This is a genomic window from Halobaculum sp. EA56 (assembly GCF_051195075.1).
Classification (GTDB): Archaea; Halobacteriota; Halobacteria; order Halobacteriales; family Haloferacaceae; genus Halobaculum.
Window position 1 is genome coordinate 1 of sequence record NZ_JBNTJX010000012.1, and the last position, 24,410, is coordinate 24,410.

A 24,410-nucleotide genomic window follows, 5' to 3' on the forward strand; every position below is an offset into this window, starting at 1 on the left:
CGCTGCTGTTCCGCGGGACGCTCCGCGACGACGAGACGGTCGGCCTCGCGGTCCTGCTGGCGGGGTCGCCGCTGCTGCTGTACTACTCGCGGTTCCTCCGGGGCGACGTGCTCGCGGCCGGGTTCGGCCTGCTCGTCGTCGGCGGCGCCGTCCGCCACCGCGACACGGGCGCCCGGTGGCCGCTGTACCTGTCGGCGGCCGCGCTCCCGCTCGCGCTCGGCTCCTCTGGCTTCGCCGTCGTGTATCTCCCCCTGTGGCTGCTGGCGGCCGGACTCGCGCTCGACGAGGCGCGCGTCCGGGGAACGCCCGCCGCGGCGGCCGAGCGCCTCGGCGCCGGCGCCGCGTGGCTCCGCGGGAACGCGACGCCGCTGGCGCGGGCGCTGTTCGTCTTCCTCGGCGTCGCCCTCCTCGTGTTCGCACCCCGCGGCGGCGGCGTGGGGCCGGGGCTGTGGGACCCGGCGACGCTGCCGGCGGCGGTGTCGTTCGCGTTCGTCGAGGCGCCCGAGCGGTTCGTCTCCCTCCGGTTCGCCGACCGGCTCGCGCCCCCCGCCCGCGGCAACTCGTTCATCCCGGCGGTCGCGGGATACGTCCGCACCCTGCTCGCGACGGCGTGGCCGGCCGTCGCGCTCGGCCTCGTCGGCTTCCTCCGCGAGCGCTACCGCGCCGGAACGCGGGGCGTCGTCGCCTTCGGCGGCTACGCGGCCGGCTTCGGCCTGCTGGCGTTCCCCATCGCCTCGATGGGCGTGGAGCCGTGGACCGCCGTCCACGTCGTCCCGCTGCTCGCGCTCCCGGGCGCCGTCGCGCTCGCGTGGGTCGTCCGCGGGCTCCGCGCGCGGGCCGCGCCCGCGGAGCCGGCGCTGCTGGCGGCCGTGCTGCTCGTCGCCGCCGCCGGGGTCGCGGGCTACGGCGCCACCGCCGCGGGGGTCTACGCCGAGCCCTCCCCGGACTCGGAGTTCGCGCAGTTCGCCCAGCCCTCCTCGGACCTGGACCCGATGCTCGCGGCCGCCGGGTCGGCGATCGCGGCCGACGACGGCGCCGCCGGCGCGGACGTGGCCTACGTCGGCGACCGCTTCTACACCCGCCAGGAGTACGCGCTCCCGCCGGTCGAGCCCGCCGACCGGGACGCGTGGGGGGCGCGGCTCCCCCTGCAGTGGTACTTCGAGCGGATGGACGCGGACGTGACGAGCGTCCGCTCGGCGAGCCGGTTCGGGGAGGCGGCGCCGCCGGTCGTCGTTACCACGCCCGCCCGGCGCGTCTCGGTGAACGAGAACCTCGACGGCTACCGGCAGTACGACCTGAAACTGGGGCTGTGGGACCGCAGCGTCGTCGTGTTCGTCGAGGAGTGAGGCGAACCGGGCGGGGGGACGGCCCCTGCGCTGGCGACGCGGGCGTCGAACGAAGGGTGGCGGGGTGGACGGGAGGATATTCCGATTCGGGACGGCAGTACGGTACTGTCCGCGGCGCGCGTCAGCGGAAGCCCATCGCCTCGATCTGCTCCTGGTAGCGGTTGCGGATGGTGACCTCGGTGACCTGGGCGACGTCGGCGACCTCGCGCTGGGTCTTCTTTTCGTTGCACAGCAGGGAGGCCGCGTAGATGGCGGCGGCCGCGAAGCCCGTCGGCGACTTCCCCGACAGCAGCCCCTGCTCGGCGGACACGTCGATGATCTCCGTCGCCTTCGCCTGCGTCTCCTCGCTGAGGCCGAGCGCGGAGGCGAAGCGCGGGACGAACTGCTTGGGGTCGACCGGCTTCAGCTCCAGCCCGAGTTCCTGGGAGATGTAGCGGTAGGTCCGGCCGATCTCCTTCTGCTCGACGCGGGAGACCTCCGCGACCTCGTCGAGCGACCGCGGGATGCCCTCCTGTCGGCAGGCGGCGTACAGCGCCGCCGTGGCGACGCCCTCGATGGAGCGCCCCCGGATGAGGTCCTCCTTGAGCGCCCGTCGGTAGATGACGGAGGCGACCTCGCGTACCGAGCGGGGGACGCCGAGGGCGCTCGCCATGCGGTCGATCTCCGAGAGGGCGAACTGGAGGTTGCGCTCGCCGGCGTCCTTGGTCCTGATGCGCTCTTGCCACTTGCGCAGGCGGTGCATCTGCGACCGCTTCTCCGAGCTGATCGACCGGCCGTAGGCGTCCTTGTCCTTCCAGTCGATGGTGGTCGTCAGCCCCTTGTCGTGCATCGTCTCGGTCACCGGGGCGCCCACCCGGGACTTCGACTGCCGCTCGGAGTGGTTGAACGCCCGCCACTCCGGGCCGCGGTCGATCTGGCGCTCGTCCAGAACCAGCCCGCAGTCGTCACAGACCAACTCGCCCTGGTCCGCGTCCATCACCACCTCGCTGCTGGAACACTCCGGGCACGTGAGTGTCTCGTCCGATTCCTTCTCCGACTCGCCGCTCTCCCGCTGTCGCTGTCGGCTCGGACCTTCCATTAATAAGTCTTCTGTCGCGGCTCGTATTTAAACCTTTTGCGCCCCGCGAAACCGGGAGACGGCGTACAGAGGCGCCGAATGGCGCGAGAACGGGCGATACAGGGGGTAACGACGAACCGATAGGTATGTCACCCGGGAGTTCGCGGCCGGGATCCGCCGCGTCGCCGCCGCGCGCGCCGGTTCGGACCGGTCGTCGCCGAACGTCCCGTCCCGGCACGCAGGTCGCCCCTCCTCCCGTTCCCGACCGTCTTCGCCCGCGCCGCCGCGTACCTCCGTCCAGGGTAATAACTATCGCGCATTTACAAACGCTTTTGTATTACCGGCGTGTGTCGTTGATCCATGAGCACGCACGCGAGCACGCACGTCCGGCGGGCGGTCGACACCGCGGAACCGGTGGACGCGGAGCCGGTGACCATCGACGCCGGCGCGCTGGAGTCGACGGCGCCGGCCGACCTGCGCGACCTGCGCGCGGCGCTGGCCGAGGAGGGGTACGTCCCCGCCGGCCTGCGCGTCGAGGCGGACTTCTCCGCGGACTGTTCCTTCGAGACGCAGCGGGAGGCCGACCGCCTCCGCTCGTTCGTCCGGGCCGCCGGGCACCTGGGCGCCGGCGAGCTCGTCGTCGAGGCCGACGCCGTGGGCGACGAGACGAAGGTGACGCCGGCGCTGGAGGCGCTCGCCGAGCGGGCCGAGCGCGAGGGCGTCTCGCTGACCGTCGACGGCCCGGTCGACGCGTAGGCGGTGTCGACCCGTCGCGCGCTCGAGGGCGAACTGGCGGTCGTCGCCGGCTTCGCCGACCCGACCGCCAGCCTCGAACAGTACCCCACGCCCGCCGACGTGGCCGCCCACGTCGTCCACCTCGCGGACCTCCGCGGCGACGTGGCCGGCCGCACCGTCCTCGACCTGGGCGCCGGCACGGGCATGTTCGCGCTCGGCGCCGCCCTCCGGGGCGCCCGCCGGGTCGTCGGCGTCGAACTCGACGCCGGCGCGCTGGCAGTCGCGCGCGCCAACGAGCGCCGCGTGGGCGCCCGGACCGAGGTCCACTGGGTGCAAGCCGACGCGACGCGTCCGCCGCTGACCCGCGACCGCTTGGTCCGCGGGGGCGCGGACGCCGCCGGCTCCGACGCCGCGGACGCCGACGACGCAGACGCCGACGACGCAGACGCGGCGGAGTCCGGCCGGGTCACGGCGATCATGAACCCCCCATTCGGCGCCCAGGCGGGCAACGAACACGCCGACCGCGCGTTCCTCGGGACGGTGGCGGACCTCGCGGACGTCTCCTACTCGGTCCACAACGAGGGGAGCCGCGAGTTCGTCGAGGCGTTCGCCGCCGACGAGGGGGGCCGCGTGACCGACGCGTTCGCCGCGACGCTCACGCTCGACCGGACGTACGACCACCAGACCAGCGAGTCGGCCGACATCGACGCCGAGGTGTTCCGGATCGAGTGGAACCGCGGCGGCGACTGAAACGGGTCGCACGCCCCTCCGTCCCGCTCCCTTCCTCGTCCCGCGTTCTCTCCCCGTCCCGCACCCCCACGTTCGCCGGCCGCGGGCGTCGCTGCTCACCCGTTCCGCCCGCCGTACCGTTCCCTCGTCGCCACCCTGACCCGCGTCCCGGTGACGTTGCCGGTCGAGGCGTTCCCCTCGCCGGCGAGCGCGAACACCGCACGGCCGTCGCGTTCGAACCGGAGGCCGTTGGCCGTCACCGTCTCGTTCGCCCCGGGGATCGGCGCCCGCGCGGTCCGGTTGCCCCCGACGACCAGCAGTTCGAAGCCCGACTCGGTGGGGACGACCGACACGGCCCGGCCCTCGATCCGGGGCTCCGCGCGCGAGGCGTTCGACAGGAACGCCAGCCGCGTCTCCCCGTCGTACGAGAGCGTCACGCGGTAGGCGGGGCCGTCGCCGCCGACGGTCGTCCACCCGCGGCGCTCGACGAGGACGACCTCCCGCCAGCCGACGCCGCCGAGGACGACCCGCTGTCGCCCGGCGAACGCGAGCCGCCCCTTCGAGACGGCGGTCGTCCACACCCCGCGGTCGGGGTTGCGCACGATCACCCCCGAGGTGTTGACGCTCGTCGTCTCGCCGAACGCCTCCACGTCGACGACCGACACCATGCCGTTCTCCACGTCCTCGGCGTAGGTGACGGCGTAGCCGCGCACCTCGACGGGGTCGCCCGGCAGCGGCACGTCGCTGACGGCCACGAGGTTCACGAACAGCGCCGGCCCCGACAGCGCCGCGAGCACGACCAGGAGGACGGCGACCGACCCCCGACGCGGCGTGAGCGACCGGAGCGCCGCCCGGATCGAGTCCGCGGGCGGGGCGCCCCGCCCGACTGCGAGCGCGGCGACCAGCACCGCCGACAGCGCGACGAGGGCCACCCCGATCCCCCGATAGAGGACGAACGTCTCGCCGCCGCGGAACCAGTACACCGCCCACAGCGACTGCTCGACGCCGACGAGCAGGGCGCCGAGCGCGAGCCGTCGCGGCCGCGGCAGGTCGTCGCCGCGGGCGGCCGCCAGCCACGCGGCGAGCAGGACCCCGACGAGCAGGCCCAGCGCGTGCCCCTGGATCGCGATGTCGGCCCACCAGGGCGTGATGTAGGCGGACCGCCCCGAGGCGACGACGACCGGGTTCGCGAGCGCCCGGTAGCCGGTCGAGAGCGCGCCCGCCGCCGACAGCGCGACGACCGTGCCCAGCGGGCGATACAGCAGCGCGGCGCCGACGAACGCGAAGACGACGCCCGAGAAGCCGATCACCGGGCCGAGCGCGAACGCGCCGGAGAACAGCCCCGCGGCGACGACCGCCGCGGGGAACAGCACGAACGCCCGGACGAAGGGGTTGCTCCGGGCGGACCCGAACGACGACGCCCCCCGGCGTCGGGGGAAGTGGCCGACGGCGTACTCCACGAGCGGCGCGACCGCGAGCGTGCCGAACAGGTTCCCGAGGAGGTGGCCCGGCCCGGCGTGGGCGAACGCCGAGACGGCGACGCCGAGCGGCGCGAGGTACGACCACGCCCGGAACGGCAGCACGACGGGGCGGTACCAGTGGTCCCACCCGCCCTGGACGAACAGGTACACCGCGAGGACGAGCGCAGCGACGGTCAGCGTCCCCCACGGCACGCCGAGGACCAGCCGCCGCCGGAGGGTCGGACCGCGGTCGGCGCCCGCGAGGCGGTCCAGCGCGACCGTGAGCGCGACCGCGAGGACGGCCGCGGCGACGACCGCCGCGCGCGAGACGAGCGCGAGGTCCGGCGTGAGGTTCACACCGGCGCTGTGTCCGGGTCGTACTTGACCGTGCCGCCGTGGTGCCGCGACGCGACGCGAGCGCGCCCGGCGACGAGGCCGGCCGCGGCGACGCCGGCGGCGGCGGAGCGGTCCGCCGGTCCCGGTCCCTCGCCTCACAGCGTCCGGAGCGCGGTCTGTGGCGCCACGACCCGCTCGGTGCCGGACTCCGTGACGCGGACCATCTCCTCCTGGCCGACGTACCCCCACTCCGTCTCGACGCCCAACTCCATCGTGTACACCTCGCCCGGGCTGACCTCGTGGCGAGGGGCCTCGCCGTATCGGTCCCACTCCGGCCCGAGCAGGGTGCCCCCGTCATCAGAACGCGGCGCGTTCTGATTGGCTCACGAGAGCGGAGCTCTCGTGAACGTCGTGGGCGGCCCGGCCCACCTGGTGGCCGAAGGCGTGCTCGAAGGCGGGCCAGCCGCGGTCGGTCAGCTCCGCGCGCGCGGCGGTGTCCACCTCGTGGCCGACGGCGCCGGCCGCCAGCGCGCCGTGGCCGGCGTCGATGGCGGCGCGCACGTCCCGGAACGCCGCGCGCAGGCCCTCGCTCGCCCCGCCGCGTACCCACAGGCGCTGGATGTCGGCGGCGTACCCCTCCCGGCGGACGCCGAAGTCGACGTGGAGGAGGTCGCCCTCGTCGACGGTGTGGTCCGCGGGGAGGGTGTGGCCCACCTCCCGGTCGCCCATGTGGACCGTCGGGCAGTAGTCCCACGCCCACGCCGAGTCGAGGCCGCGCTCGCGCATCCGCTCGTGGAGGAAGTCGACGAACTCGCGTTCGGTCGTCTCGGGCGTCCACGTCGCCGCCGCGGTCTGGAGCAGTTCCTCGGTCGCCTCGGCGGCGCGCCGGATCCGCTCGAACTCCGTCTCGGACTTCGCCCCGCGGAGGCGCCGGACGAGGTCGCCCGACGGCACGAACTCGCGGTCGGGGAGAGACTCGCGCAGGCGCAGGAACAGCCCGTGCGAGAGGCTGTCGGCGACGACGTCGTCGCGGTCGTAGTTGAGCGCGACGCGCTCGGCGTCCATCCCGTCGAGCACCGCGCGGAGCCGGTCGGCGATCGACTCGTCGTAGGCGTGCACCTCGTGGACCCCGAGGTCGCGGGCGCTCGCGGCGGCGGGAGTTAGTCGTTCGGCCGGGTCCGAGCGCCCCGCCTCAGTCGTCGCGTTCGAGTTCGTCCATGATCGGTCGGACCTTCGGCTGGAGCTCGTCCCACTCGTCGTCGGGATCGGAGTCGGCGACGATGCCGTTGCCGGCGAACAGCGTCGCCTCGCGCCCGCCGGCGACGCCCGAGCGGATGCCGACCGCGAACTCGCCGTCGCCGGCGCCGTCGAACCAGCCGACCGGCGAGGCGTACCAGCCGCGGTCGAACGACTCCGTCTCGCGGATGGTCGCCAGTGCGGCGTCGAGCGGGAGGCCGCCGACGGCGGGCGTGGGGTGGAGCGCCTCGACGAGCTCGAGGACGTGGGTGTCCTCGTCGTCGAGCACCGCGGTGATCGGCGTCTGGAGGTGCTGGATGTTCGTGAGCTTCCTGACCCCCTGGTCGCCCTCGCCGACGGTGCCGAACGCGTCCAGCTGCTCGCAGACCGTGTCGACGACGACGCGCTGCTCGTGCTGGAGCTTCTCCGACTCCAGCAGCGAGCGGGCGAACTCGGCGTCCGCCTCGGGCGTGTCGCCGCGGGGCATCGACCCCGCCAGGGCCTCCGTCTCGACGACCTCCCCCTCGCGGCGGACGAGCCGCTCGGGCGGCGGGCCGAAGAAGCCGTTCCCGTCGGTCGGCTGGACGAGGAAGCGGTAGCACTCGGGGTAGGTGCGCCGGAGCCGACCGAGCGTGTCGGGGATGTCTATCTCGGCGGCCAGCTCCACCCGGAGCGCGGTCGCCAGCACCGCCTTGCGGAGGTCGCCCGCGCGGATGCGGTCGACGACGCTGGCCACCTGCTCGGTCCACTCCGCGCGGTCGACGAGCCACTCGGTGCGCTCGACGCCGGGCTTCTCGCCGCGCGGGCGCATCATCGGGAGGTCCGACAGCCGCTCGCGGGCGTCCGCCAGCGCGTCGGCGGCCCCCTCGGCGTCGGCGTCCGGACCGTAGCGGGTCACGGTGAGGTAGGTGCCGTCGTCGGCGCGGGTGAGCTGGACCGCCGGGAGCGTGAACGAGGCGCTCGGGAAGCCCGCCCACACCCCGTCGGCGTCGTGGTCGGGTCCGAACGCGAGCCCGCCGAACACCCGCGGGCGGGTCGCCTCGGGACCCTCGTGGTCGACGGTCGAGAACAGGGTCTCCGCCTTCTCCCGGAGGGTCTCGAACCGGTCGGGGCCGTCCGCGACGAGCCGCGCGGCCGCGCCGCCGCCGACGACCTCCAGCCCGTCGGGGGCGGCCCAGTGGACCCGGTGTCGGTCCCCGGCCGCCAGGAACGAGCCGAACGAGACGTCCGCCACCTCGCAACTGCGACTCACGAGCGCCGCGTCCGCGTGGGGGCGGAGCGCGGCCCGCGCCTCGCCGTCCGGCGGGTTCATTGGACGCGATAGGGGCGGGCCGCTCTTTACGCCGTTGGTTCGGGACCTCCCGCCGGCGTCTCCCCGGGGCCGCCCTCGCTCGCTTTCTGGGCGGCGCGGCACGAGGACCGCTCCGCCGTTCATCGAGACGCTCGCTTCGCTCGCCGCTCGGTGTCGCGGTCTCACAGCTGTTCGGCCGCGCAGACCTCGCCGCCGACCTTCCGAGGTCTCGCTTCGCTCGACCTCGCTTTCTTTTTGGGCGGCTCGGCACGGGGACCTCGCCGCCGTCAGCCGAGACGCTCGCTTCGCTCGCGTCTCGCTCTAGCTGTACCGCTCCTCGTTCCAGGGGTTGGCGGTGTCCGAGTACCCCCGCTTCTCCCAGTAGCCCCGCTCGGGTTCGGTGAGGAACTCGACGCCGGTCACCCACTTGGCGCCCTTGTACGCGTACTTGTGGGGCGTGACGACCCGGAGCGGGCCGCCGTGGTCGTCGGGGAGCCGGTCGCCGTCGTAGTCGTAGACGAACATGACCTCCTCGCGGTCGCACTCCGACAGCGGCAGGTCGGTGGTGTAGCCGTCGAGCGCGTGGAACATGACCCACTCGGCGTCGTCGCGGACGCCGGCGAGCTCGGCGACGTCGGGGAAGGGGACGCCGGTGAACTCGCAGTCGAACTTCGACCAGCCGGTGACGCAGTGGAAGTCCTGCCGCTGCGTCTCCGCCGGGAGGTCGCGGAACTCGTCGTACGTGAACGTCAGGTCCTCCTCGACGGCGCCCCACACCTCGAAGCGCCAGTCGTCGCGGTTCCAGTCGGGCGTCCCCGACTTCGAGAGGACCGGGAACCGGTCGGTCTTGCGCTGGCCCGGCGGGAGTCGCTCGTCCGAGAACTCCTCGTAGAGGTCCGTCCGGTCGGACACGTCGCTGCTCATGGTGCGAGAAAGCCGCCGCGCTCACCTGAGACTGTCGGCTCCGGCGGCGTGCGCGACGCCCCCGCCGAACGGCGGTCGACCGCTACGGCGCCGACGAGGGCGCCGTCGGAATTCGGGATACGAACAAGGATATTGCTCTCGACGGAAGCGAACAACGCGGAAGCAAAATATCACTTTCTACACTCGCAAAGAACCCCCGCAGGTTTTAAATAGCACGTCCGTCAAGCCCCGCGTAGATGCCGAAAGTCGAGATCACGGTCCCGGAGCACCTCGAGATGCAGATCGCCCAGATGGTCGAGCAGGGCGAGTTCGTCAACCGGGAGGAGGCGATCGAGGAGCTGATCTCAACCGGGATGAAGGCGTACAAGACGAGCGGACCGCAGGACAGCGAGGCGGAGCCCGGCTTCGAGGACGACGGGATGATGGGCCACGAGGACGAGTACGTCTTCTGACCGCCCGGGCGCGCCGGTCCCCCGGTCCCGTAGTCGCCCCCGTCGCCCCGTGTTCCGGCCGGCTCGCGGGCCGTGCGAGTGCGACACGAACAACGCTTAACCCGTAGAACGGCCAAGCGGCGCGTATGCACAAGGACGAACTCCTCGAACTCCACGAGCAGATGGTGACCATCATGGAGCACTTCTCCGCCCGCGAGGAGGTGGACGAGGGGCTGTTCGAGCCGTACCACGAACTCGACGTCGACCCCTCCCACGTCCACAAGTCGAAGAGCGAGCACAAACACGCCGTCTTCGTGCTCGGCAACGCGCTCGCGAACGCGATGTCCGAGGACGAGTTCTCCAACGCCGGCCGCGTCGGCAAGCGCATGGAGGAACTGGCCGACGACGCCGAGTCCAAGCTCTGATGCCCGGGCGGGGCGCGTCGGAGGCGACGACGTTCGCGGAACTCCCCGCCGAGACGCTCGCGTCGACGCGGGCGGACGCCCGCCGCCTCAGGCGCGCCCGCGGCGTCGCCCGGCTGCTCGACGACGCCGTCGAACTCCCCGTGGTCCGCTACCGCGTCGGCGTCGACGCGCTCGCGGGGCTGGTCCCCGTCGTCGGCGACGTCCTGGCGACGCTGCTCGCGCTCGTCGTCGTCTGGGAGGCGTACCGGCTGGGCGCGCGCCGCCGGACGCTCGCCGTGATGCTCGTGTCCGTCGCCGTCGACCTCGCCGTCGGCTCCGTCCCGGTCGTGGGGGACGCCCTCGACGCGGTCGTGAAGCTCAACCGCCGGAACGTCCGCGCGCTCGAACGCGACCTCGCGCGGGGCGAGTGAACGCGGACGCGCGGGTCGTCTACTCGCTGTCACCGCCGCGATCGCTCCCGGCGGGCCCGGCTCCGCGCCGGAGCGACGCCGCCGGCTACCCCGTCCACTCCTCGAAGTCCCGGTACACGCCCTTCGAGAGGTAGCGCTCGCTGGAGTCGGCGAACACCGTGACCACCGTGTCGTGGGGCGCGTCCACGTCGCCGTCGCGGATCTCCTCGGCCACCTCGATCGCCGCCAGGGAGTTCGCGGCCGCGCTGGAGGCGACCAGCTGCCCCTCCTCGCGGGCGAGCCGCGCCATCTCCTCGTGGACCGCGCGGTCGGGGATCGTCTTCAGGTCGTCCAGCGTCTCCGGGTCGACCAGCTCGTTCGTCGACACGTCGTGGGTGCCGATCCCCTCGGTCTTGTACTCGGCCTCCTCGGGGTCCTCGCCGAGGAGCTCGCCGTACGTCGACCCCTCGGGCTGGACGCCGACGATCCGGGCCTCCGAGCCCCGGTCGCGGGCGTAGTCGGCCATCCCCATCAGCGTCCCGCCGGTGCCCATGCCCGCGACGATCGCGCCGACCTCGCCGTCGAGCGCGTCGAACACCTCCGGCCCGGTCGTCGCGTAGTGCGCCTCCGCGTTCAGGGGGTTCCGGAACTGCTGCGGGACGACGGCGTCGTCGAGCTCCGCCGCGAGCTCGTGGGCGCGCTCGATGGCCCGGCTCATGCCGTCCTCGCTGGGCGTGTTCACCACCTCGGCGCCGAGCGCGCGCATGAGCTGCTGCTTCTCGACGCTGAAGCGCTCGGGGACGACGAACACCGCGTTCACGTCGAGCTGGCCCGCCGCGACCGCGAAGCCGATTCCGGTGTTGCCGGCGGTCGGCTCGATCACCGTCCCGCCCGGGGAGATGGTCCCCTCCTCCAGCATCCGTTCGAGCATGTACTTCCCGATGCGGTCCTTCACCGACGCGCCGGGGTTGAACGACTCCAGCTTCGCGTACACCGGCACCCCCTCGGGCGCGGCGTGGACCCGGACGAGCGGCGTCTCCCCGACCGTCTCCAGCACGGAGTCGAGGGGCTCGCGGTGCGTGGTCATACCCTGGCAACGATTGCCGACGAACACGTATCTTTCTATCCGAAACCGCCGACGGGGCCGGCGGGGTCGCGGCGGCCCCCGGTTCGGGGCGGGCTGAGCGGTTACAGCACGGGTCACCGCGTGCGGCGTGACCCGGGCGCGGGGCGGAGCGGCCCCGGTCAGGTGTCGCCCGTGTCCTCGGCGGCCGTCGTCTCCGTCCCGGCCGCGTCCGTTCCGCCGTCGCCGTCGGCGTCGGCGGCGGGGAGGTCGGCGTCCTCGAGGACGGCGTCCACGTCGATCCCCTCCGCCTCGGCCAGCGCCTCGACGACCGCCCGCTGTTCGGCGAGGTCGCGCTCCAGCGTCCCGACGCGCTCCTCGGTGTTCCGGACGCCCTCCTGCATCGACTCCACGCGCTCGCGGATCTCGTTGACCTTCGCGTACAGCTTCTCGGCGAGGTCGGCGACCGTCTGGAGCTTCTTGGCCGTGCTTCCGAGTCCCATACCGGCGTGTCTCGGCCGCCGCCCCTGTGCGTTGCGGTCCGCGACGGTCGCGCGGGCCGGGTCGACCCGACGCCGGAAGGGATTAAGTGACAGGCGGCGAAGCGTTCGGTCGACATGCCATCCGAGCCCGTCCCCGTCACCGCGCTCGCGGACAAGGAGGTGTACACCGCGGACGGCGCGCGCGTCGGCCGGGTGACCGACGTCGTCGTCGACCTGGATGGGGAGACCCCGGTCGAACTCGCGCTCTCGGACGTCGCCGAGGGGACCGTCGGCGGGCTCCCGTCGGGCGCGGCGGGCGTCCGGGTCCCGTTCCGCCTCGTGCGGGGGGTCAACGACGTGGTCGTCCTCCGGGCCGCCGCGAGCGAGGCCGCCCTCCCGCTCCCGGGATCGCGCGACGACGGCCCCGCGGCGTCGGACGAGGCGGGCCCGGCGGGGGCGCCGCCGTCGAGCGAGGGCGGGCCCTCGGAGACCGACGACGGCGACCCGATCGTCTGAGCGGGCCACCCGCGGGGCGACCCGACGGACCGGACCGGAGCCGATTCCGGCCGTCCGACGGTCGGCCGGTCCCGATGCCGCGGGCGGGGCGGGGTCCCCGCGCAAGCGGCGCGTTTTTGGAGCCGCCGGCCCAGGCGGACACAATGAGTTCCGGCGACGGGCCCCGCGTCCTCCTGACGAACGACGACGGCATCGAGAGCCCGGGGTTTCGCGCGCTGTACGACGCCCTCGACGCGGTGTGCGAGGTGATCGCGGTCGCCCCGGCGGACGACCAGTCGGCGGTGGGGCGAACGCTCTCGCGACGGGTGGCGGTGCGCGAGCACGACCTCGGGTACGTCATCGAGGGCACGCCCGCCGACTGCACGGTCGCGGGACTGGGGTCGCTGTGTCCCGACGCCGACATCGTCGTCGCAGGCTGCAACAAGGGCGCGAACATCGGGGCGTACGTCCTCGGGCGCTCCGGCACCGTCTCCGCCGCCGTCGAGGCGGCGTTCTTCGGCGTCCCGGCGATCGCCGTCTCGCTGTACGTGCCCGGGGGGAGCGGCGACGACTGGCGCGAGAAGGCGAGCGACCCCGCGGACTACCGGGAGGCGGCGTCGGCGGCCCGCTACCTCGTCCGTCGGGCGCCCGAGGCCGGCGTGTTCGCGGAGGCCGACTACCTGAACGTGAACGCGCCCTGGACCGGGGACGGCGAGGCGCCGACGCGGATGGAGGTCACGCGGCCGTCGACGCTGTACGACATGGGCGCCGAGCACGACGGCGACCACGTGGACCTGATCGACCGGACGTGGGACCGGATGCTGGAGGGCGACATCCCCGACCCCGTCGGCACGGACCGCCGCGCCGTCGTCGAGGGCCGCGTCTCGGTGTCGCCGCTGACGGCGCCGCACACCACCCGCCACCACGAGGCGCTCGACGCCCTCGCGGACGGCTACGACCCGGACGCCGTCGCGCGGACGGACGACGACTGAGCCGGGACCGGCGGCGGAGCGAGCCGTGTGCTCGGGGGGACCAGCCGCGTGGAGCCGACCGGCTCCGACCCATCGCCGGCGGGGATATACACGTTTATACGCCGGTCGGTCCCAGCCTCGGGCATGAATCCGCTTCCGCTCGTCGCCGAGTCCGGCTCGGAGGTCGCGCTCCCGACGACGCTCGTCGCGGGCGTCGTGCTGGTCGTCAGTCTCCTGATCGTCGTCGGCTGGCTGGCGTACCTCTACCGGTAGGGTGGCCCCCGGCCGACGCGACCGGACCGCCGACTCCCGGCCGCCCGCGGCGGACGTTTTATCTGAGCCCGCCACCGTGGTCCTCCAATCGAACCGTGATCCGCGATGAGTAGAACCGATCTGTCGGAGGACGAGGCGCTTCGGCGGATGTATCGGACCACCGCCGAGCAGGAACGCACCTTCGAGCAGAAGCTCCCGGAGCTGTTGGAGCTGGGTCGCACGTATCTCCGCGTGGAGACCGGGTTCCTCACCGAGATCAGCGACGACACACAGGAGATCGTCGACGCCGTGGGCGACCACGAGAAGCTGCAGGCCGGGCGGAGCTGTCCGCTCTCGAAGGCGTACTGTCGGCGCACCATCGACATGGATCGGGCGCTGACCGTCCAGAACGCGAGCGTGGAGGGGTGGGAGAACGACGCCGCCTACGAGGAGTTCGGGCTCGAGGCGTACATCGGCGCCAAGGTCGTCGTGAACCGTGAGGTGTACGGCACCTTCTGCTTCGCCGACTCAGAGGAACGCGACCGGCCGTTCTCCGAGGCCGAGGAGACGTTCGTGGAGCTGATGGCGCAGTGGGTCGGGTACGAGCTGTTCCAGACGCGGGCGACCGAACGGATGCAGCGCCAGCGGGACGAGCTGGAGGAGTTCACCCGCGTCGTCTCCCACGACATCCGGAACCCACTCGGCATCCTCGACGGCTACCTCCGGCTGGCCGAGGAGACGGGCGACCCCGAGCACTTCCGCCGCTGTCGGGACGCGGTCGACCGGATGGAGACGCTGATCGACGACCTGCTGTTTCTCGCCCGCGAGGGGAAGACGATCGGCGAGCGCGAGGCGGTCGACCTCGGGGAGCTCGTACGGACCTGTTGGTCGGTCGTGAACGGGGAGTCGGCGACGCTGGCGGTCGACACCGACCGCACCGTCATGGGCGACTGGAGCCGGCTCCAGCAGGTGTTCGAGAACCTCTTCCGCAACGCGATCGAGCACGCGGGCCCCGAGGTAACGGTTCGGGTCGGCGACCTCGACGACGGCTCCGGGATCTACGTGGAGGACGACGGCCCCGGGATCCCGGCGGAGGACGCCGACCGGGTGTTCGACGACGGGTACACGACCGATGAGGACGGCACCGGACTGGGGCTCACGATCATCCAGCAGGTCGTCTCCGCCCACGGCTGGGAGATATCGGTGACCGAGGGGACCGACGGCGGCGCCCGGTTCGAGATCGTCGGCGTCGATCCCGTCGACGACTGACCACCTTCGATCAGCGCTCGTCAGTCGGGACGGCGCCGTCGCCCTCCGCCTCGACGCCCTCGACGCGCTCGCGGAACCACGCGGCCGCCTCCCGCACGAGCGCCTCGTCGGTGCCCGTGAACTTCACGCGGACGTGTTCCCCCGGATAGGAGCCGACGGCGACGTCGTAGCGCTCCCGAACCGCCGCCAGGCGGTCGAGCAGGCGCGACTCGGGCTCGCTCGTCTCGACGGTGGCGACGTGGGGCTCGTCGCCGGCGAACTCGTCGGCGACGGACTCGAACATCGCGTGCATCTCGGCGGGGACGCCCGGGAACACGTACACCGAGTCGATCACGCACCCGGGGGCGACCCCCTCCTCGTTGTGGATGACGCGCGCGCCGGCCGGGACGTGGGTGGTCCCCTCGGTGAGGTCGTCGGCCGCGTAGCCGCCGTGCTCGGTGAGGTACGTCAGCGCCTCGTCGCTGGCCGCCAGGTCGACGCCGACGGCGGCGGCGACGCCGTCCATCGTCACGTCGTCGTGGGTCGGGCCGACGCCGCCGGTGACGAGCACGGCGTCGTAGGCGTCGCGGTACTCGCCCACCACGCTCGCGATGTCCTCGACGCGGTCGGGGACGGTCGTCACGCGCTCGACGGCGACCCCCCGGGCAGTCAGGCGCTCGGCGAGCCACGAGGCGTTCGTGTTCACCGTGTCGCCCGCGAGGAGTTCGTCGCCGACGGTGACGAGTGCGACCTTCATCGACGTGTGGGAGGTGACTCGCGGTGATAAGTTCGGCGGCGGGAACCGACGCGCGATCGGGCTCGGACGCCCGGGGAGGAAGTCCGTGCCGTGAAGCGACTCGGGCGGCCTCAGAGGTACCCGGCGTTGGGTAACACTCCGAGGAACGCCAGCACCGCGACGACCAGCATCGCGATGGCGATGGCCATCGCGGGCGGGTCGACGTGGGTGCCCGAGTGGGCGTACATGATCCGCTGGGTCACCTCGCCCAGCAGGCCGCTGACCGCGCCGAAGGCGCCGGCCGCCAGCAGCGCGACGACGCTCCCGGCGACCGGGGCGATCACGACCGCGCCGACGGCGCCGATGAGCGTGATGTGGTGGGTCACCGGGATCTTCTCGACGCCGAGCTGCAGGAACAGCAGGCTCATCGCCGAGATGGCGTAGCCGAGGAAGATGCTCCCCGTCTGGATCCAGATGTAGCCGCCGAGGATCCCGCCGACGAGACCGATCGCGGCGACGCCGCTCCACTTGTACTGGTGGGGGAGCCACGGCTCGGTGGCGAGCCGTCCCTCGTGCTCCTCGGGAACCTCGCCGCCGTCGGCGGCGGCCGCGCGGGGCTCCTCGCGCTCGAACGGCGTCATGTCGAGGATGCCCTTGCCGGCCGGCCGGCCGACGATCGGGTACCCGAAGGCGACGCGCGCGATCACCGCGGTGAGGACGACCGACAGCGCGATGGTGTCGGTCGGCGTGCCGACCGCGGCGCCGACCCGGTTGATGAGCATGCCGAGGAGGCCGAAGACGGCGCCCACCGCGAGGATGTCCGGCTTGGTGCCGAACGCGTACAGGATGTTCTTCCCGAAGTGGTAGTCCCACCCGTCGGGCTCCATCTCGGGGTACTTCTTGCCGGCGTACGCCGAGGCGGCGACGCCGCCGGCGAAGGCGATGTGCGGGCCGGTGACCGCGCCGAACCCGATCACGCCGGTCACTCCGGCGGCGAGCTCGCCGGCGTTGACCCCCGGGAGCGTGCCGATCTCGCGCTGGAGGATCGCCAGCCCCTCGCCGAGGAAGACGACGAATCCCGTGAAGATGAACGCCGGGAGCGCGCCGATGGCGGCGCCGAACGCGCCGCCGGCGAGCGCGGTGATGAACAGGAGCAGGAACGTCTCCCACTCCATGCCGAGCAGCGGTACCTGCAGGAGTACGTCGTACATCGGTCAGTCCTCCCTGGCCCAGTCGAGCGACTTCTCGACGGCGTCGCCCCAGCGGTCGTACAGCTTGTCCACCTCCTCGCTCTCCCGCTCGGGGGAGAACTCGCGGTCGACCTGCCAGTTCTCCCGCAGCTCGTCGACGGTGTCCCAGTAGCCGACCGCGAGGCCGGCGGCGTAGGCGGAGCCGAGCGCGGTGGTCTCGTCGACCTCCGGCCGGGCGATGTCCGTCTGGATGATGTCCGACTGGAGCTGACACAGGAAGTTGTTCTTCACCGCGCCGCCGTCGACGCGCAGGGTCGTGGTCTCGACGCCGGAGTCGGCCTCCATCGCCTCGGCCACGTCGCGGGTCTGGTAGGCGATCGACTCCAGCGTCGCCCGGACGATGTGCTCCTTGCGCGTGCCGCGGGTCATCCCGACGATGGTGCCGCGGGCGCGGCCGTCCCAGTGGGGGGCGCCCAGCCCCGTGAACGCCGGGACCATGTAGACGCCGTCGGTCGAGTCCACCGACCGGGCCAGCTCCGCCGTCTGTGCGGCGTTGTTGATGAGGTCGACGTCCTCGAGCCACTCGATGGCGGCGCCGGTGATGAAGATCGCTCCCTCCAGCGCGTACTGGACGGGCTCGCCGGACAGCTGGAAGCCGATGGTGGTGAGCAGGCCGTGGTCGGACTCGACGGCCTCGTTGCCCGTGTTCATCAGGTAGAACGAGCCCGTGCCGTAGGTGTTCTTCGCGTCGCCCGCGTCGAAGCACGTCTGCCCGAACATCGCCGCCTGCTGGTCGCCGAGGGCGCCCGCGACCGGGATCTCCGCCCCGAGGAAGCCGTCGGCGTCCGTGTGGCCGTACAGCGCCTCGTCCGAGGAGGGGCGGACCTCCGGGAGCATGGACGCCGGGACCCCGAACTCGTCGAGGAGCTCGTCGTCCCACTCCAGGTCGCGGATGTTGTACAGCATCGTCCGCGAGGCGTTCGTCACGTCCGTGATGTGGTTGCCCGTGAGGTTGTAGATCAGCCAGCTGTCGATCGTCCCCATCAGGAGTTCGCCGTTCTCGGCGCGGTCGCGGACGTCCTCGCCGCGGGAGGCCTGCAGCTTCAGCGGCTCGGCGTTGTCGAGGATCCACTCGGTCTTCGTCGCCGAGAAGTACGCGTCCGCCTCCAGGCCGGTCTTCCCGCGGATCCACTCGACCTTGTCCTCCTCCTGCAGTTCCTCGACCCGGTCGGTCGTCCGGCGGTCCTGCCAGACCAGCGCGTTGTGGACGGGCCTGCCGGTCTCGGCGTCCCACACCACGGTGGTCTCGCGCTGGTTGGTGATCCCCAGCGCCTCCAGCTGGGTCGCGTCGAGGCCGGCCTCGTCGAGGCCGGCCGTGACGACCTCCTGGGTGTTCTCCCAGATCTCCGTGGGGTCGTGTTCGACCCACCCGGGCTCCGGATAGATCTGCTCGTGTTTCCGGTACGCGTTCGCGACCACCTGCCCGCCGTGGTCGAACACCATGAACCGCGTCCCGGTCGTTCCCTGGTCGATAGCGCCGACGTACGTGTCTTCCATTCGTGTGTCCTCCGTGCCGGGTCTCGCTCCCGCGAGCTCCCTTGCCACCACACAACATAGTGAACTATTATAAACGTTACTGACGCATGGGGTACCAACAGTAAACAATGGGCCGACCCCACCCGTCGACCGACGCCGAACCGGCCCCCGCGGGCGTCCCGTCGCGGGAGCGCCCCCGACGCGGCCGTTCGGAAACCGGGCCGAGTATAACCCCCGCCCCCGTAGGCGGCGTACCGACCGCGTCGAGCCGACCGCCGCGTCGGCCGACACCCACGACCCATGGACATCGAGGACCGCATCGCACGTCGACAGCGCACCGGTGACCGCCACCGCCTCGTGCTCGACGAGGAGCCGTTGAGTCCGGTGTGGCACCCCGAGGAGCCGATCGGGCGGGGGCCGCTGATCGAGCGGCTGCTCGACCACCTCGACCCGGTGTTCGACGGTCGCGCGCCGCCGAACGGCTACCTGTACGGGCCGGGCGGGACGGGCAAGTCGGCCGTGACCGTGTCGCTCGTCGACCGGCTCGCGGAGACGCTCCCCTCGACGGGCGACGCGCTGTACACGACCACCCGCGGGGCGAGCGCGCCCGGCGTCTCGTTCGTCCGGGTGGACCTCCGGGCGGCCGACTCGGCGTTCGAGTTCTCCCACGCGGTGCTGGACGCGCTGACGGCCGAGTCCGTCCCCCGGCGGGGCGTGGGCACCGACGAGCTCCACGAGCGCCTGGAGCGGCGCGTGCGCGGGGCGGGCCCGGTCGTGGTCGTCGCCGACCACGCGGGCGAGCCCGAGACGGTGGACGTGCCGACGGTGGCGGAGCGACTCGACGCGGTCGAGGGGACCTTCGCCTGGCTCGCCGTCGGCCGCGCCGACCCGGACGAGGTGGGCGTGCCCGACGACGCGGCGACCGTCGAGGTGGAGCCGTACTCGCGGGCGGCGCTCACGGACCTGGTCGCGGCCCGCGCGGACGCCGGCCTCGGCCAGGGCGCGCTCGCGCACGGGGCCGTCCGGCGCCTCGCGGAGTGGGCCGAGGGCGACGCCGGCGTCGCCCTCTCGGCGCTCCTGGGGGCGGTCGAGGCGGCCTCCGCGGACGGCGACGGCGCGCTCGACGACGAGGCCGTCGAGGCCGGCATGGCGGCGGTCCCGTGGCCGTGCGTGCCGCTCGGGCGCGTGCTCGCGCTCCCGACGAACCGGGTGCGGACGCTGGCGTGTCTGGTCGACCTCGATCCGGCCGAGCGCGCGCCCGTGGGCGACTGCGCCGCCCGGATCGCCGACCGCGTCGACCTGACGGCCTCGACGGTGGAGCGGTTCCTCTACGAGCTCGCGGAGACTGGGATCGTCGAGCGCGTCCGCCTCGACGACGCCGACGGGCCCGGACGGCCCCCGAGCCGCGTGGACCCCCGGTTCCCGACGCTGGCGTTCCGCCGGCTCGTCAGGCGCCGCGTGGACGAGGTCACCGCCTGACTGCGCCCGTACCTTTCGGCCGTCTGTTATCTACGTTCACTATGGGGTGATCGATAACGTAATACCCGGCGCGTCCGTGGGGTGTGATACACGGAGTCATACTATGAGCGACCGGACGGAGGTGCTCGTCGTCGGCGGCGGGTCGACCGGCTGCGGCGTGGCCCGCGATCTGGCCACCCGCGGGGTCGACGTGACGCTCGTCGAGCAGGGCAACCTCACACACGGGACGACGGGGCGGATGCACGGCCTCCTCCACAGCGGCGGCCGGTACGCGGTCTCGGACCAGGCCAGCGCCCGGGAGTGTATCGAGGAGAACCGGGTGCTGCGCGACATCGCGAGCCACTGCGTGGAGATGACGGGGGGGCTGTTCGTGAAGCGCCCCGAGGACACCGAGGAGTACTTCCGGGAGAAACTGGAGGGGTGTCGCGAGTGCGGCATTCCCGCGGAGGTGCTCACCGCCGAGGAGGCGCGCGAGGTCGAGCCGTTCCTCGCGGGCGACATCGACAAGGCGATCCGGGTACCGGACGGGGCCGTCGACCCGTTCCGGCTGTGCGTCGCGAACGCCGCCGACGCGGAGGCCCACGGCGCGCGCATCGAGACCCACTCGCCGGTCACCGACGTGCTCGTCGAGGACGGCGAGGTCGTCGGCGTCGAGGTGACCCACGAGTCGGGGGCGGGGAACCGGGTCCACGGCGTCGAGGGCGGCACCGAGGAGATATACGCCGACCACGTCGTCAACGCGACGGGCGCGTGGGCCGGCCGGATCGGCGACATGGCGGGCGTCGACGTGGAGGTGCGACCGAGCAAGGGCGTGATGACCGTGATGAACGTCCGCGAGGTCGACACGGTGATCAACCGGTGCAAGCCGAAGGGCGACGCCGACATCGTCGTCCCCCACGAGACCACCTGCATCCTCGGCACCACCGACGAGGAGGTCGACGACCCCGAGGACTACCCCGAGGAGGCGTGGGAGGTCGACCTCATGATCGAGGAGCTGTCGAAGCTCGTGCCGATCCTCGACGGCGCCCGCACAATCCGCTCGTACTGGGGGGTGCGCCCGCTGTACGAACCGCCGGGCACCGGCACCGAGGACCCGACCGACATCACGCGGGACTTCTTCCTGCTCGACCACGACGAGCGCGACGGCCTCCCGGGGATGACCTCCATCGTCGGCGGGAAGTTCACCACCTACCGGCTGATGGCCGAGCAGATCTCAGACCACGTCTGCGACCTCCTCGGCGTCGACGCCGACTGCACCACGGCGGACCGGCCGCTCCCCGGCAGCGAGGACTTCTCGGTGCTGCGCGACTACATGGACGAGTTCGGCCTGCGCTCGCCGATCGGCCGCCGGAGCGTCCAGCGGCTCGGCTCCCGCGCCGACGAGGTGCTGAAGACCGACGAGCCGAACCCCGTCGTCTGCCAGTGCGAGGCGGTCACCCGCGCGGAACTACGGGACGCCATCGGGGGATCGGGCTCGGACCTGAACGCGGTCCGCCTGCGCACCCGCGCCTCGATGGGCAACTGTCAGGGGGGCTTTTGCGCCCACCGGATGGCGAACGAGCTCCACGCGCGCGGCGACTTCGACCGGCCGACCGTCGACGCAGCCCTGGACGAGTTGTGGCAGGAACGCTGGAAGGGCCAGCGCCACGCGCTGTGGGGCGAACAGCTCTCGCAGGCGATGCTCAACCACCTGCTGCACGCGACGACGTTCAACCGCGACGGCGCCGCCCCGGAGGACTTCGCGGCCTTCGACGCCGGCGCGGACGAGCGGCCCGCCGGGACGGACGACGCCGGCGACGCGACCGGTCCGGCGGCCGCCGACGGCGGCGTGTCCGCCCGCGAGGACGGGGGTGACGCCGGTGGCGATTGAGTCGGACGTGGTCGTGATCGGCGGCGGCCTCGCCGGCGCGACGGCGGCGCTGTCGGCAGCTCGCGAGGGCGCCCACGTCCACCTGGTCTCCGCGAAGGAGAGCACGCTCCGGCAGGCCAGCGGCCTGATCGACGCGCTCGGCTACGCCGTCGGCGACGCGGCGGAGAACGACGGAGAGGACGCGGGAGCGGGCTCGGGCGGCGCCGACGGGGCGCCCGGCCCGCTCGCGGACCCGTTCGCGGGCATCGACGACCTCCCGGCGGACCACCCGTACCGGGTCGTCGGCGCCGACGCGCTCCGCGAGGGGCTGGCGCTGTTCGACGAGGCCGTCGGCGACCTCTACCGGGGCGCTCACACCGACCGGAACGCGCTCGTCCCGACGACCTCGGGGCGCGCGAAGCCGACGGCGCGCTACCCGCGGAGCGTGGCCCCGGGGCTCGCCAGCGACGGCCGTCCGATGCTCCTCGTGGGGTTCGAGGCGGACACCGAGTTCGACGCGCCGCTGGCGGCCGAGCGGCTCTCGGCCGCGGGCGTCCCGTTCGACGTGTCCGGCGCGACGGTGGAGTTCCCCGGGGAGTACCGGGCGGACGCGGCCGTCACCCGGCTGGCGCACGCCCTGGAGCGGGATGAGGACGCAGGGGAGGGCCGGACGACCCGCCGGCGGCTCGCCGACCGCGTGCGCCCGCACCTCGGCGACGCCGAGCGCGTCGGCTTCCCGGCGATGCTCGGCGACAGTCACGTCGAGGCGGTGCGCGCGGACCTGGGCGAGCGGCTCGACGCGGAGGTGTTCGAGGTCCCGACCGGGCCGCCGAGCCTGCCGGGGATCCGCCTGGAGGACCGGCTGTTCGAGGCGCTCGACGGGGCCGGGGTATCGATGACCACCGGGAACCCGGTCGTCGACTTCGAGACGGACGGCGACGACCGGGTCGCGTCGGTGACGATCGATCGCAACGGCGCGCGGATCCCGTACTCGGCGGGTGCGTTCGTCCTCGCGACGGGCGGGCTCGTCGGGAAGGGGCTCGACTCCGACCGCGAGCGGGCGCGCGAGGCGCTGTTCGGCTGTCACGTCCCGCAGCCCGACGACCGGATGGCGTGGTCGGCGGGGGGCGCGTTCGCCGACCACGCGTTCGCGCGCTTCGGGGTGCGGCCGGACGGGCGGATGCGCCCGCTGGACGCGGCCGGGGAGCCGGAGTACGCGAACCTGACGGCCGCCGGCGGCGTCGTCGGCGGGGCGGACGTAGCGAGGGAGAAGTCGGCCAGCGGCGTCTCGCTGGCCACCGGGCTTGTCGCGGGCCGGACCGCGGCGGAGGAGGCATGAGCGACACACACGACACACACCACGACTGCGGCTGCGACGGCGACGGGGAGACGGATCGATCGGCGGCGACCGACGGCGGCGCCGTCGCCGGGTCGGCGGCCGGGGGCGAGGACGACTTCGAGCCGGTCGACGTGTTCGAGGGTTCCGACATGGACCTCCGGCCGGGCGCCGACTCCTGTTACAAGTGCACCTCCTGTGACACCTCCTGCCCGGTCGCGGAGGTGGACGACTCCTTCCCGGGGCCGAAGTTCCAGGGCCCCGAGCAGTGGCGCCTCAAGCGCAAGGAGGACACCGAGATCGACGAGTCGATCACGGGCTGTTCGAACTGCATGCGCTGTGACGGCGCCTGCCCCTCGGACGTGCCGCTGTCGCAGATGCACAACACCGCCCGCGCGGAGTACGTCGAGAACCAGCAGCCGAAGCTCTCCCGGGAGTACCTCCGCAACCGGATCCTCGCGAACTACGGCACGCTCGCGGCGATCGGATCGAAGGTGCCCCGGCTCACGAACGCGGTCATGGGCAACTCGCTCGTGCAGAAAGTGAACGAGAAGGTGCTCGGCATCACCGCCGAGCGCGACTTCCCGGAGTTCTCCACGCAGACGTTCCGCGGCTGGTGGAAGGAGCGCGGCGGCCCGAAGGTCGAGAGCGAGGAGAAGCGGGTCGCGTACTTCCACGGCGACTACGCCAACTACAACACCGTCGAGGTGGCGAAGGCGCTGGTCCGCGTGTACGAGGAGTTCGGCTACCAGATCGCGGTGCCGGACCAGCGCTGTTCGGGCACGCCGATGTTCGCTAACGGCATGCTCGACGACGCGCGCCGGGCCGCGGAGGTCAACGTCGAGTCGCTCGGGGACATGATCGAGCGGGGGTACGACGTCGTCGCCTCCTGCACCTCCTGCTCGATGGCGCTCCGGCAGGAGTACCCCGAGCTGTTCGACTTCGAGGGCACCGAGACGGTCTCGGCGAACACCTACGACGCGCTGGAGTACCTCCTGATCAACGAGAACGTGATCGACCCGATCCGCGCGGTCGACGGCGACGACCTCGCCCTCCCGGACTTCGCGTACCACGCGCCGTGTCACTCCCGGAACCAGGGGCTCGACCGGCAGGCGGTTGAGCTGTTCCGCCACCTCGACGGCGTGAACGTGGAGGACGTCGGCGACTCCTGCTCGGGCATCTCGGGGACGTACGGCTGGAAGGAGGAGAAGTACGAGTACTCCATGGAGATCGGCGAGGAGATGTTCGAGCACATGGAGCACGCCGAGGGCGAGACCGGCATGACCGAGTGTCCGACCTGCTCGATGCAGATGGAGCACGGCACCGGCTACGACATCGACCACCCGTTACAGGTGCTGGAGGCAGCGCTGGTCGACACGGACGTCGAGGTCTGAGTTCGGACCGGCGGGCAGAC

At 72.7% G+C, this 24,410-nt stretch carries 24 protein-coding genes; 14 read left to right on the forward strand and 10 right to left on the reverse strand.

The genetic code is table 11. The features are described 5' to 3' along the window. Positions 1-1,346, forward strand: a 1,346-nt coding sequence (locus tag ACQUQ1_RS16635; protein ID WP_435065423.1) for a flippase activity-associated protein Agl23, incomplete at its 5' end; no start/stop codon positions are given. 121 nt (positions 1,347-1,467) lie between these two features. On the opposite strand, the gene ACQUQ1_RS16640 is transcribed toward ACQUQ1_RS16635, so the two are convergent. Then, positions 1,468-2,424: a transcription initiation factor IIB gene (locus ACQUQ1_RS16640; RefSeq protein ID WP_435065424.1), complete on the reverse strand. Its 957-nt coding sequence runs from the start codon at positions 2,422-2,424 to the stop codon at positions 1,468-1,470. Between the two features lie 339 nt (positions 2,425-2,763). On the opposite strand from ACQUQ1_RS16640, the gene ACQUQ1_RS16645 reads away from it, so the two are divergent. Beyond that, positions 2,764-3,159 (forward strand): hypothetical protein, encoded by a 396-nt coding sequence (locus ACQUQ1_RS16645; RefSeq protein ID WP_435065425.1) that lies wholly within the window; start codon positions 2,764-2,766, stop codon positions 3,157-3,159. A 3-nt stretch (positions 3,160-3,162) separates the two neighbouring features. Continuing rightward, on the forward strand, positions 3,163-3,888 hold the full coding sequence (locus ACQUQ1_RS16650; protein ID WP_435065426.1) for an METTL5 family protein: 726 nt from the start codon (positions 3,163-3,165) through the stop codon (positions 3,886-3,888). A 95-nt stretch (positions 3,889-3,983) separates the two neighbouring features. Here the strand turns inward: ACQUQ1_RS16650 and ACQUQ1_RS16655 are convergent, their stop codons facing one another. The 4 genes from ACQUQ1_RS16655 to ACQUQ1_RS16670 form a co-directional block, all read right to left on the reverse strand. Further along, positions 3,984-5,684 (reverse strand): rhomboid family intramembrane serine protease, encoded by a 1,701-nt coding sequence (locus tag ACQUQ1_RS16655; RefSeq protein WP_435065427.1) that lies wholly within the window; start codon positions 5,682-5,684, stop codon positions 3,984-3,986. Positions 5,685-6,020: 336 nt separating this feature from the next. Next, a complete protein-coding gene (locus tag ACQUQ1_RS16660; protein ID WP_435065428.1) occupies positions 6,021-6,782 on the reverse strand; it encodes a M24 family metallopeptidase in 762 nt (253 codons plus the stop codon). Positions 6,783-6,855: 73 nt separating this feature from the next. Then, entirely contained in the window at positions 6,856-8,211 is a 1,356-nt protein-coding gene (locus ACQUQ1_RS16665; RefSeq protein ID WP_435065429.1) for an isochorismate synthase, read from the reverse strand. 300 nt (positions 8,212-8,511) lie between these two features. After that, entirely contained in the window at positions 8,512-9,114 is a 603-nt protein-coding gene (locus tag ACQUQ1_RS16670; protein ID WP_435065430.1) for a sulfite oxidase-like oxidoreductase, read from the reverse strand. 236 nt (positions 9,115-9,350) lie between these two features. Here ACQUQ1_RS16670 and ACQUQ1_RS16675 point away from each other — a divergent pair, with 236 nt between their 5' ends. From ACQUQ1_RS16675 to ACQUQ1_RS16685, 3 genes are all read left to right on the forward strand, one after another. Next, positions 9,351-9,566, forward strand: a complete 216-nt coding sequence (locus ACQUQ1_RS16675) for a ribbon-helix-helix domain-containing protein (protein WP_284030803.1) — start codon at positions 9,351-9,353, stop codon at positions 9,564-9,566. A gap of 125 nt (positions 9,567-9,691) precedes the next feature. Beyond that, positions 9,692-9,970: a UPF0058 family protein gene (locus ACQUQ1_RS16680; RefSeq protein WP_435065431.1), complete on the forward strand. Its 279-nt coding sequence runs from the start codon at positions 9,692-9,694 to the stop codon at positions 9,968-9,970. Continuing rightward, the gene (locus ACQUQ1_RS16685; protein WP_435065432.1) at positions 9,970-10,380 is read left to right on the forward strand and encodes a DUF4112 domain-containing protein; all 411 of its coding nucleotides are present in this window, start codon (positions 9,970-9,972) and stop codon (positions 10,378-10,380) included. Before ACQUQ1_RS16680 ends, ACQUQ1_RS16685 begins: the two co-directional genes overlap by 1 nt. An 85-nt stretch (positions 10,381-10,465) precedes the next feature. On the opposite strand, the gene ACQUQ1_RS16690 is transcribed toward ACQUQ1_RS16685, so the two are convergent. Together ACQUQ1_RS16690 and ACQUQ1_RS16695 are read right to left on the reverse strand one after the other, a co-directional pair. Next, on the reverse strand, positions 10,466-11,446 hold the full coding sequence (locus ACQUQ1_RS16690) for a PLP-dependent cysteine synthase family protein (protein ID WP_435065433.1): 981 nt from the start codon (positions 11,444-11,446) through the stop codon (positions 10,466-10,468). A gap of 158 nt (positions 11,447-11,604) precedes the next feature. Then, positions 11,605-11,925, reverse strand: a complete 321-nt coding sequence (locus tag ACQUQ1_RS16695; protein WP_435065434.1) for a DUF5798 family protein — start codon at positions 11,923-11,925, stop codon at positions 11,605-11,607. 114 nt (positions 11,926-12,039) lie between these two features. On the opposite strand from ACQUQ1_RS16695, the gene ACQUQ1_RS16700 reads away from it, so the two are divergent. From ACQUQ1_RS16700 to ACQUQ1_RS16715, 4 genes are all read left to right on the forward strand, one after another. Continuing rightward, complete coding sequence (locus ACQUQ1_RS16700) at positions 12,040-12,420, forward strand: PRC-barrel domain-containing protein (RefSeq protein WP_435065435.1); 381 nt, start codon at positions 12,040-12,042, stop codon at positions 12,418-12,420. Between the two features lie 143 nt (positions 12,421-12,563). After that, complete coding sequence (surE, locus tag ACQUQ1_RS16705) at positions 12,564-13,391, forward strand: 5'/3'-nucleotidase SurE (RefSeq protein ID WP_435065436.1); 828 nt, start codon at positions 12,564-12,566, stop codon at positions 13,389-13,391. A gap of 123 nt (positions 13,392-13,514) precedes the next feature. Beyond that, positions 13,515-13,643 carry a hypothetical protein gene (locus ACQUQ1_RS16710; protein ID WP_435065437.1) on the forward strand — a complete coding sequence of 43 codons (129 nt, stop codon included), beginning with the start codon at positions 13,515-13,517 and terminating at the stop codon, positions 13,641-13,643. Between the two features lie 105 nt (positions 13,644-13,748). Continuing rightward, positions 13,749-14,891 (forward strand): sensor histidine kinase, encoded by a 1,143-nt coding sequence (locus ACQUQ1_RS16715; RefSeq protein WP_435065438.1) that lies wholly within the window; start codon positions 13,749-13,751, stop codon positions 14,889-14,891. 10 nt (positions 14,892-14,901) lie between these two features. Here ACQUQ1_RS16715 and ACQUQ1_RS16720 read toward each other — a convergent pair whose 3' ends face one another. From ACQUQ1_RS16720 to glpK, 3 genes are all read right to left on the reverse strand, one after another. Further along, positions 14,902-15,627, reverse strand: coding sequence for a competence/damage-inducible protein A (locus tag ACQUQ1_RS16720; protein WP_435065439.1), 726 nt, complete (start codon positions 15,625-15,627; stop codon positions 14,902-14,904). A 110-nt stretch (positions 15,628-15,737) separates the two neighbouring features. Further along, a complete protein-coding gene (locus tag ACQUQ1_RS16725; protein ID WP_435065440.1) occupies positions 15,738-16,817 on the reverse strand; it encodes a hypothetical protein in 1,080 nt (359 codons plus the stop codon). A gap of 3 nt (positions 16,818-16,820) precedes the next feature. Further along, positions 16,821-18,353, reverse strand: coding sequence for a glycerol kinase GlpK (gene glpK, locus ACQUQ1_RS16730; RefSeq protein WP_435065441.1), 1,533 nt, complete (start codon positions 18,351-18,353; stop codon positions 16,821-16,823). 279 nt (positions 18,354-18,632) lie between these two features. Here glpK and ACQUQ1_RS16735 point away from each other — a divergent pair, with 279 nt between their 5' ends. The 4 genes from ACQUQ1_RS16735 to ACQUQ1_RS16750 all read left to right on the forward strand — a co-directional run bounded on the left by ACQUQ1_RS16735 (position 18,633) and on the right by ACQUQ1_RS16750 (position 24,390). Then, the gene (locus ACQUQ1_RS16735; RefSeq protein ID WP_435065442.1) at positions 18,633-19,811 is read left to right on the forward strand and encodes a Cdc6/Cdc18 family protein; all 1,179 of its coding nucleotides are present in this window, start codon (positions 18,633-18,635) and stop codon (positions 19,809-19,811) included. 103 nt (positions 19,812-19,914) lie between these two features. Then, positions 19,915-21,681, forward strand: coding sequence for an anaerobic glycerol-3-phosphate dehydrogenase subunit GlpA (gene glpA / locus ACQUQ1_RS16740; protein WP_435065443.1), 1,767 nt, complete (start codon positions 19,915-19,917; stop codon positions 21,679-21,681). Further along, entirely contained in the window at positions 21,671-22,999 is a 1,329-nt protein-coding gene (glpB, locus tag ACQUQ1_RS16745; RefSeq protein ID WP_435065444.1) for a glycerol-3-phosphate dehydrogenase subunit GlpB, read from the forward strand. The genes glpA and glpB overlap by 11 nt, the downstream gene beginning before the upstream one ends. Positions 23,000-23,148: 149 nt before the next feature. After that, entirely contained in the window at positions 23,149-24,390 is a 1,242-nt protein-coding gene (locus ACQUQ1_RS16750) for an anaerobic glycerol-3-phosphate dehydrogenase subunit C (protein WP_435065497.1), read from the forward strand. The last annotated feature ends 20 nt before the right edge of the window (positions 24,391-24,410 follow it).

Bases quoted from the DNA above. Each gene is read 5' to 3' on its own strand.
- ACQUQ1_RS16640 (WP_435065424.1), bottom strand. From the start codon at position 2,424: ATGGAAGGTCCGAGCCGACAGCGACAGCGGGAGAGCGGCGAGTCGGAG.
- ACQUQ1_RS16645 (WP_435065425.1), top strand. From the start codon at position 2,764: ATGAGCACGCACGCGAGCACGCACGTCCGGCGGGCGGTCGACACCGCG.
- ACQUQ1_RS16665 (WP_435065429.1), bottom strand. From the start codon at position 8,211: ATGAACCCGCCGGACGGCGAGGCGCGGGCCGCGCTCCGCCCCCACGCG.
- ACQUQ1_RS16670 (WP_435065430.1), bottom strand. From the start codon at position 9,114: ATGAGCAGCGACGTGTCCGACCGGACGGACCTCTACGAGGAGTTCTCG.
- ACQUQ1_RS16675 (WP_284030803.1), top strand. From the start codon at position 9,351: ATGCCGAAAGTCGAGATCACGGTCCCGGAGCACCTCGAGATGCAGATC.
- ACQUQ1_RS16680 (WP_435065431.1), top strand. From the start codon at position 9,692: ATGCACAAGGACGAACTCCTCGAACTCCACGAGCAGATGGTGACCATC.
- ACQUQ1_RS16685 (WP_435065432.1), top strand. From the start codon at position 9,970: ATGCCCGGGCGGGGCGCGTCGGAGGCGACGACGTTCGCGGAACTCCCC.
- ACQUQ1_RS16690 (WP_435065433.1), bottom strand. From the start codon at position 11,446: ATGACCACGCACCGCGAGCCCCTCGACTCCGTGCTGGAGACGGTCGGG.
- ACQUQ1_RS16695 (WP_435065434.1), bottom strand. From the start codon at position 11,925: ATGGGACTCGGAAGCACGGCCAAGAAGCTCCAGACGGTCGCCGACCTC.
- ACQUQ1_RS16700 (WP_435065435.1), top strand. From the start codon at position 12,040: ATGCCATCCGAGCCCGTCCCCGTCACCGCGCTCGCGGACAAGGAGGTG.
- surE (WP_435065436.1), top strand. From the start codon at position 12,564: ATGAGTTCCGGCGACGGGCCCCGCGTCCTCCTGACGAACGACGACGGC.
- ACQUQ1_RS16710 (WP_435065437.1), top strand. From the start codon at position 13,515: ATGAATCCGCTTCCGCTCGTCGCCGAGTCCGGCTCGGAGGTCGCGCTC.
- ACQUQ1_RS16715 (WP_435065438.1), top strand. From the start codon at position 13,749: ATGAGTAGAACCGATCTGTCGGAGGACGAGGCGCTTCGGCGGATGTAT.
- ACQUQ1_RS16720 (WP_435065439.1), bottom strand. From the start codon at position 15,627: ATGAAGGTCGCACTCGTCACCGTCGGCGACGAACTCCTCGCGGGCGAC.
- ACQUQ1_RS16725 (WP_435065440.1), bottom strand. From the start codon at position 16,817: ATGTACGACGTACTCCTGCAGGTACCGCTGCTCGGCATGGAGTGGGAG.
- glpK (WP_435065441.1), bottom strand. From the start codon at position 18,353: ATGGAAGACACGTACGTCGGCGCTATCGACCAGGGAACGACCGGGACG.
- ACQUQ1_RS16735 (WP_435065442.1), top strand. From the start codon at position 18,633: ATGGACATCGAGGACCGCATCGCACGTCGACAGCGCACCGGTGACCGC.
- glpA (WP_435065443.1), top strand. From the start codon at position 19,915: ATGAGCGACCGGACGGAGGTGCTCGTCGTCGGCGGCGGGTCGACCGGC.
- ACQUQ1_RS16750 (WP_435065497.1), top strand. From the start codon at position 23,149: ATGGACCTCCGGCCGGGCGCCGACTCCTGTTACAAGTGCACCTCCTGT.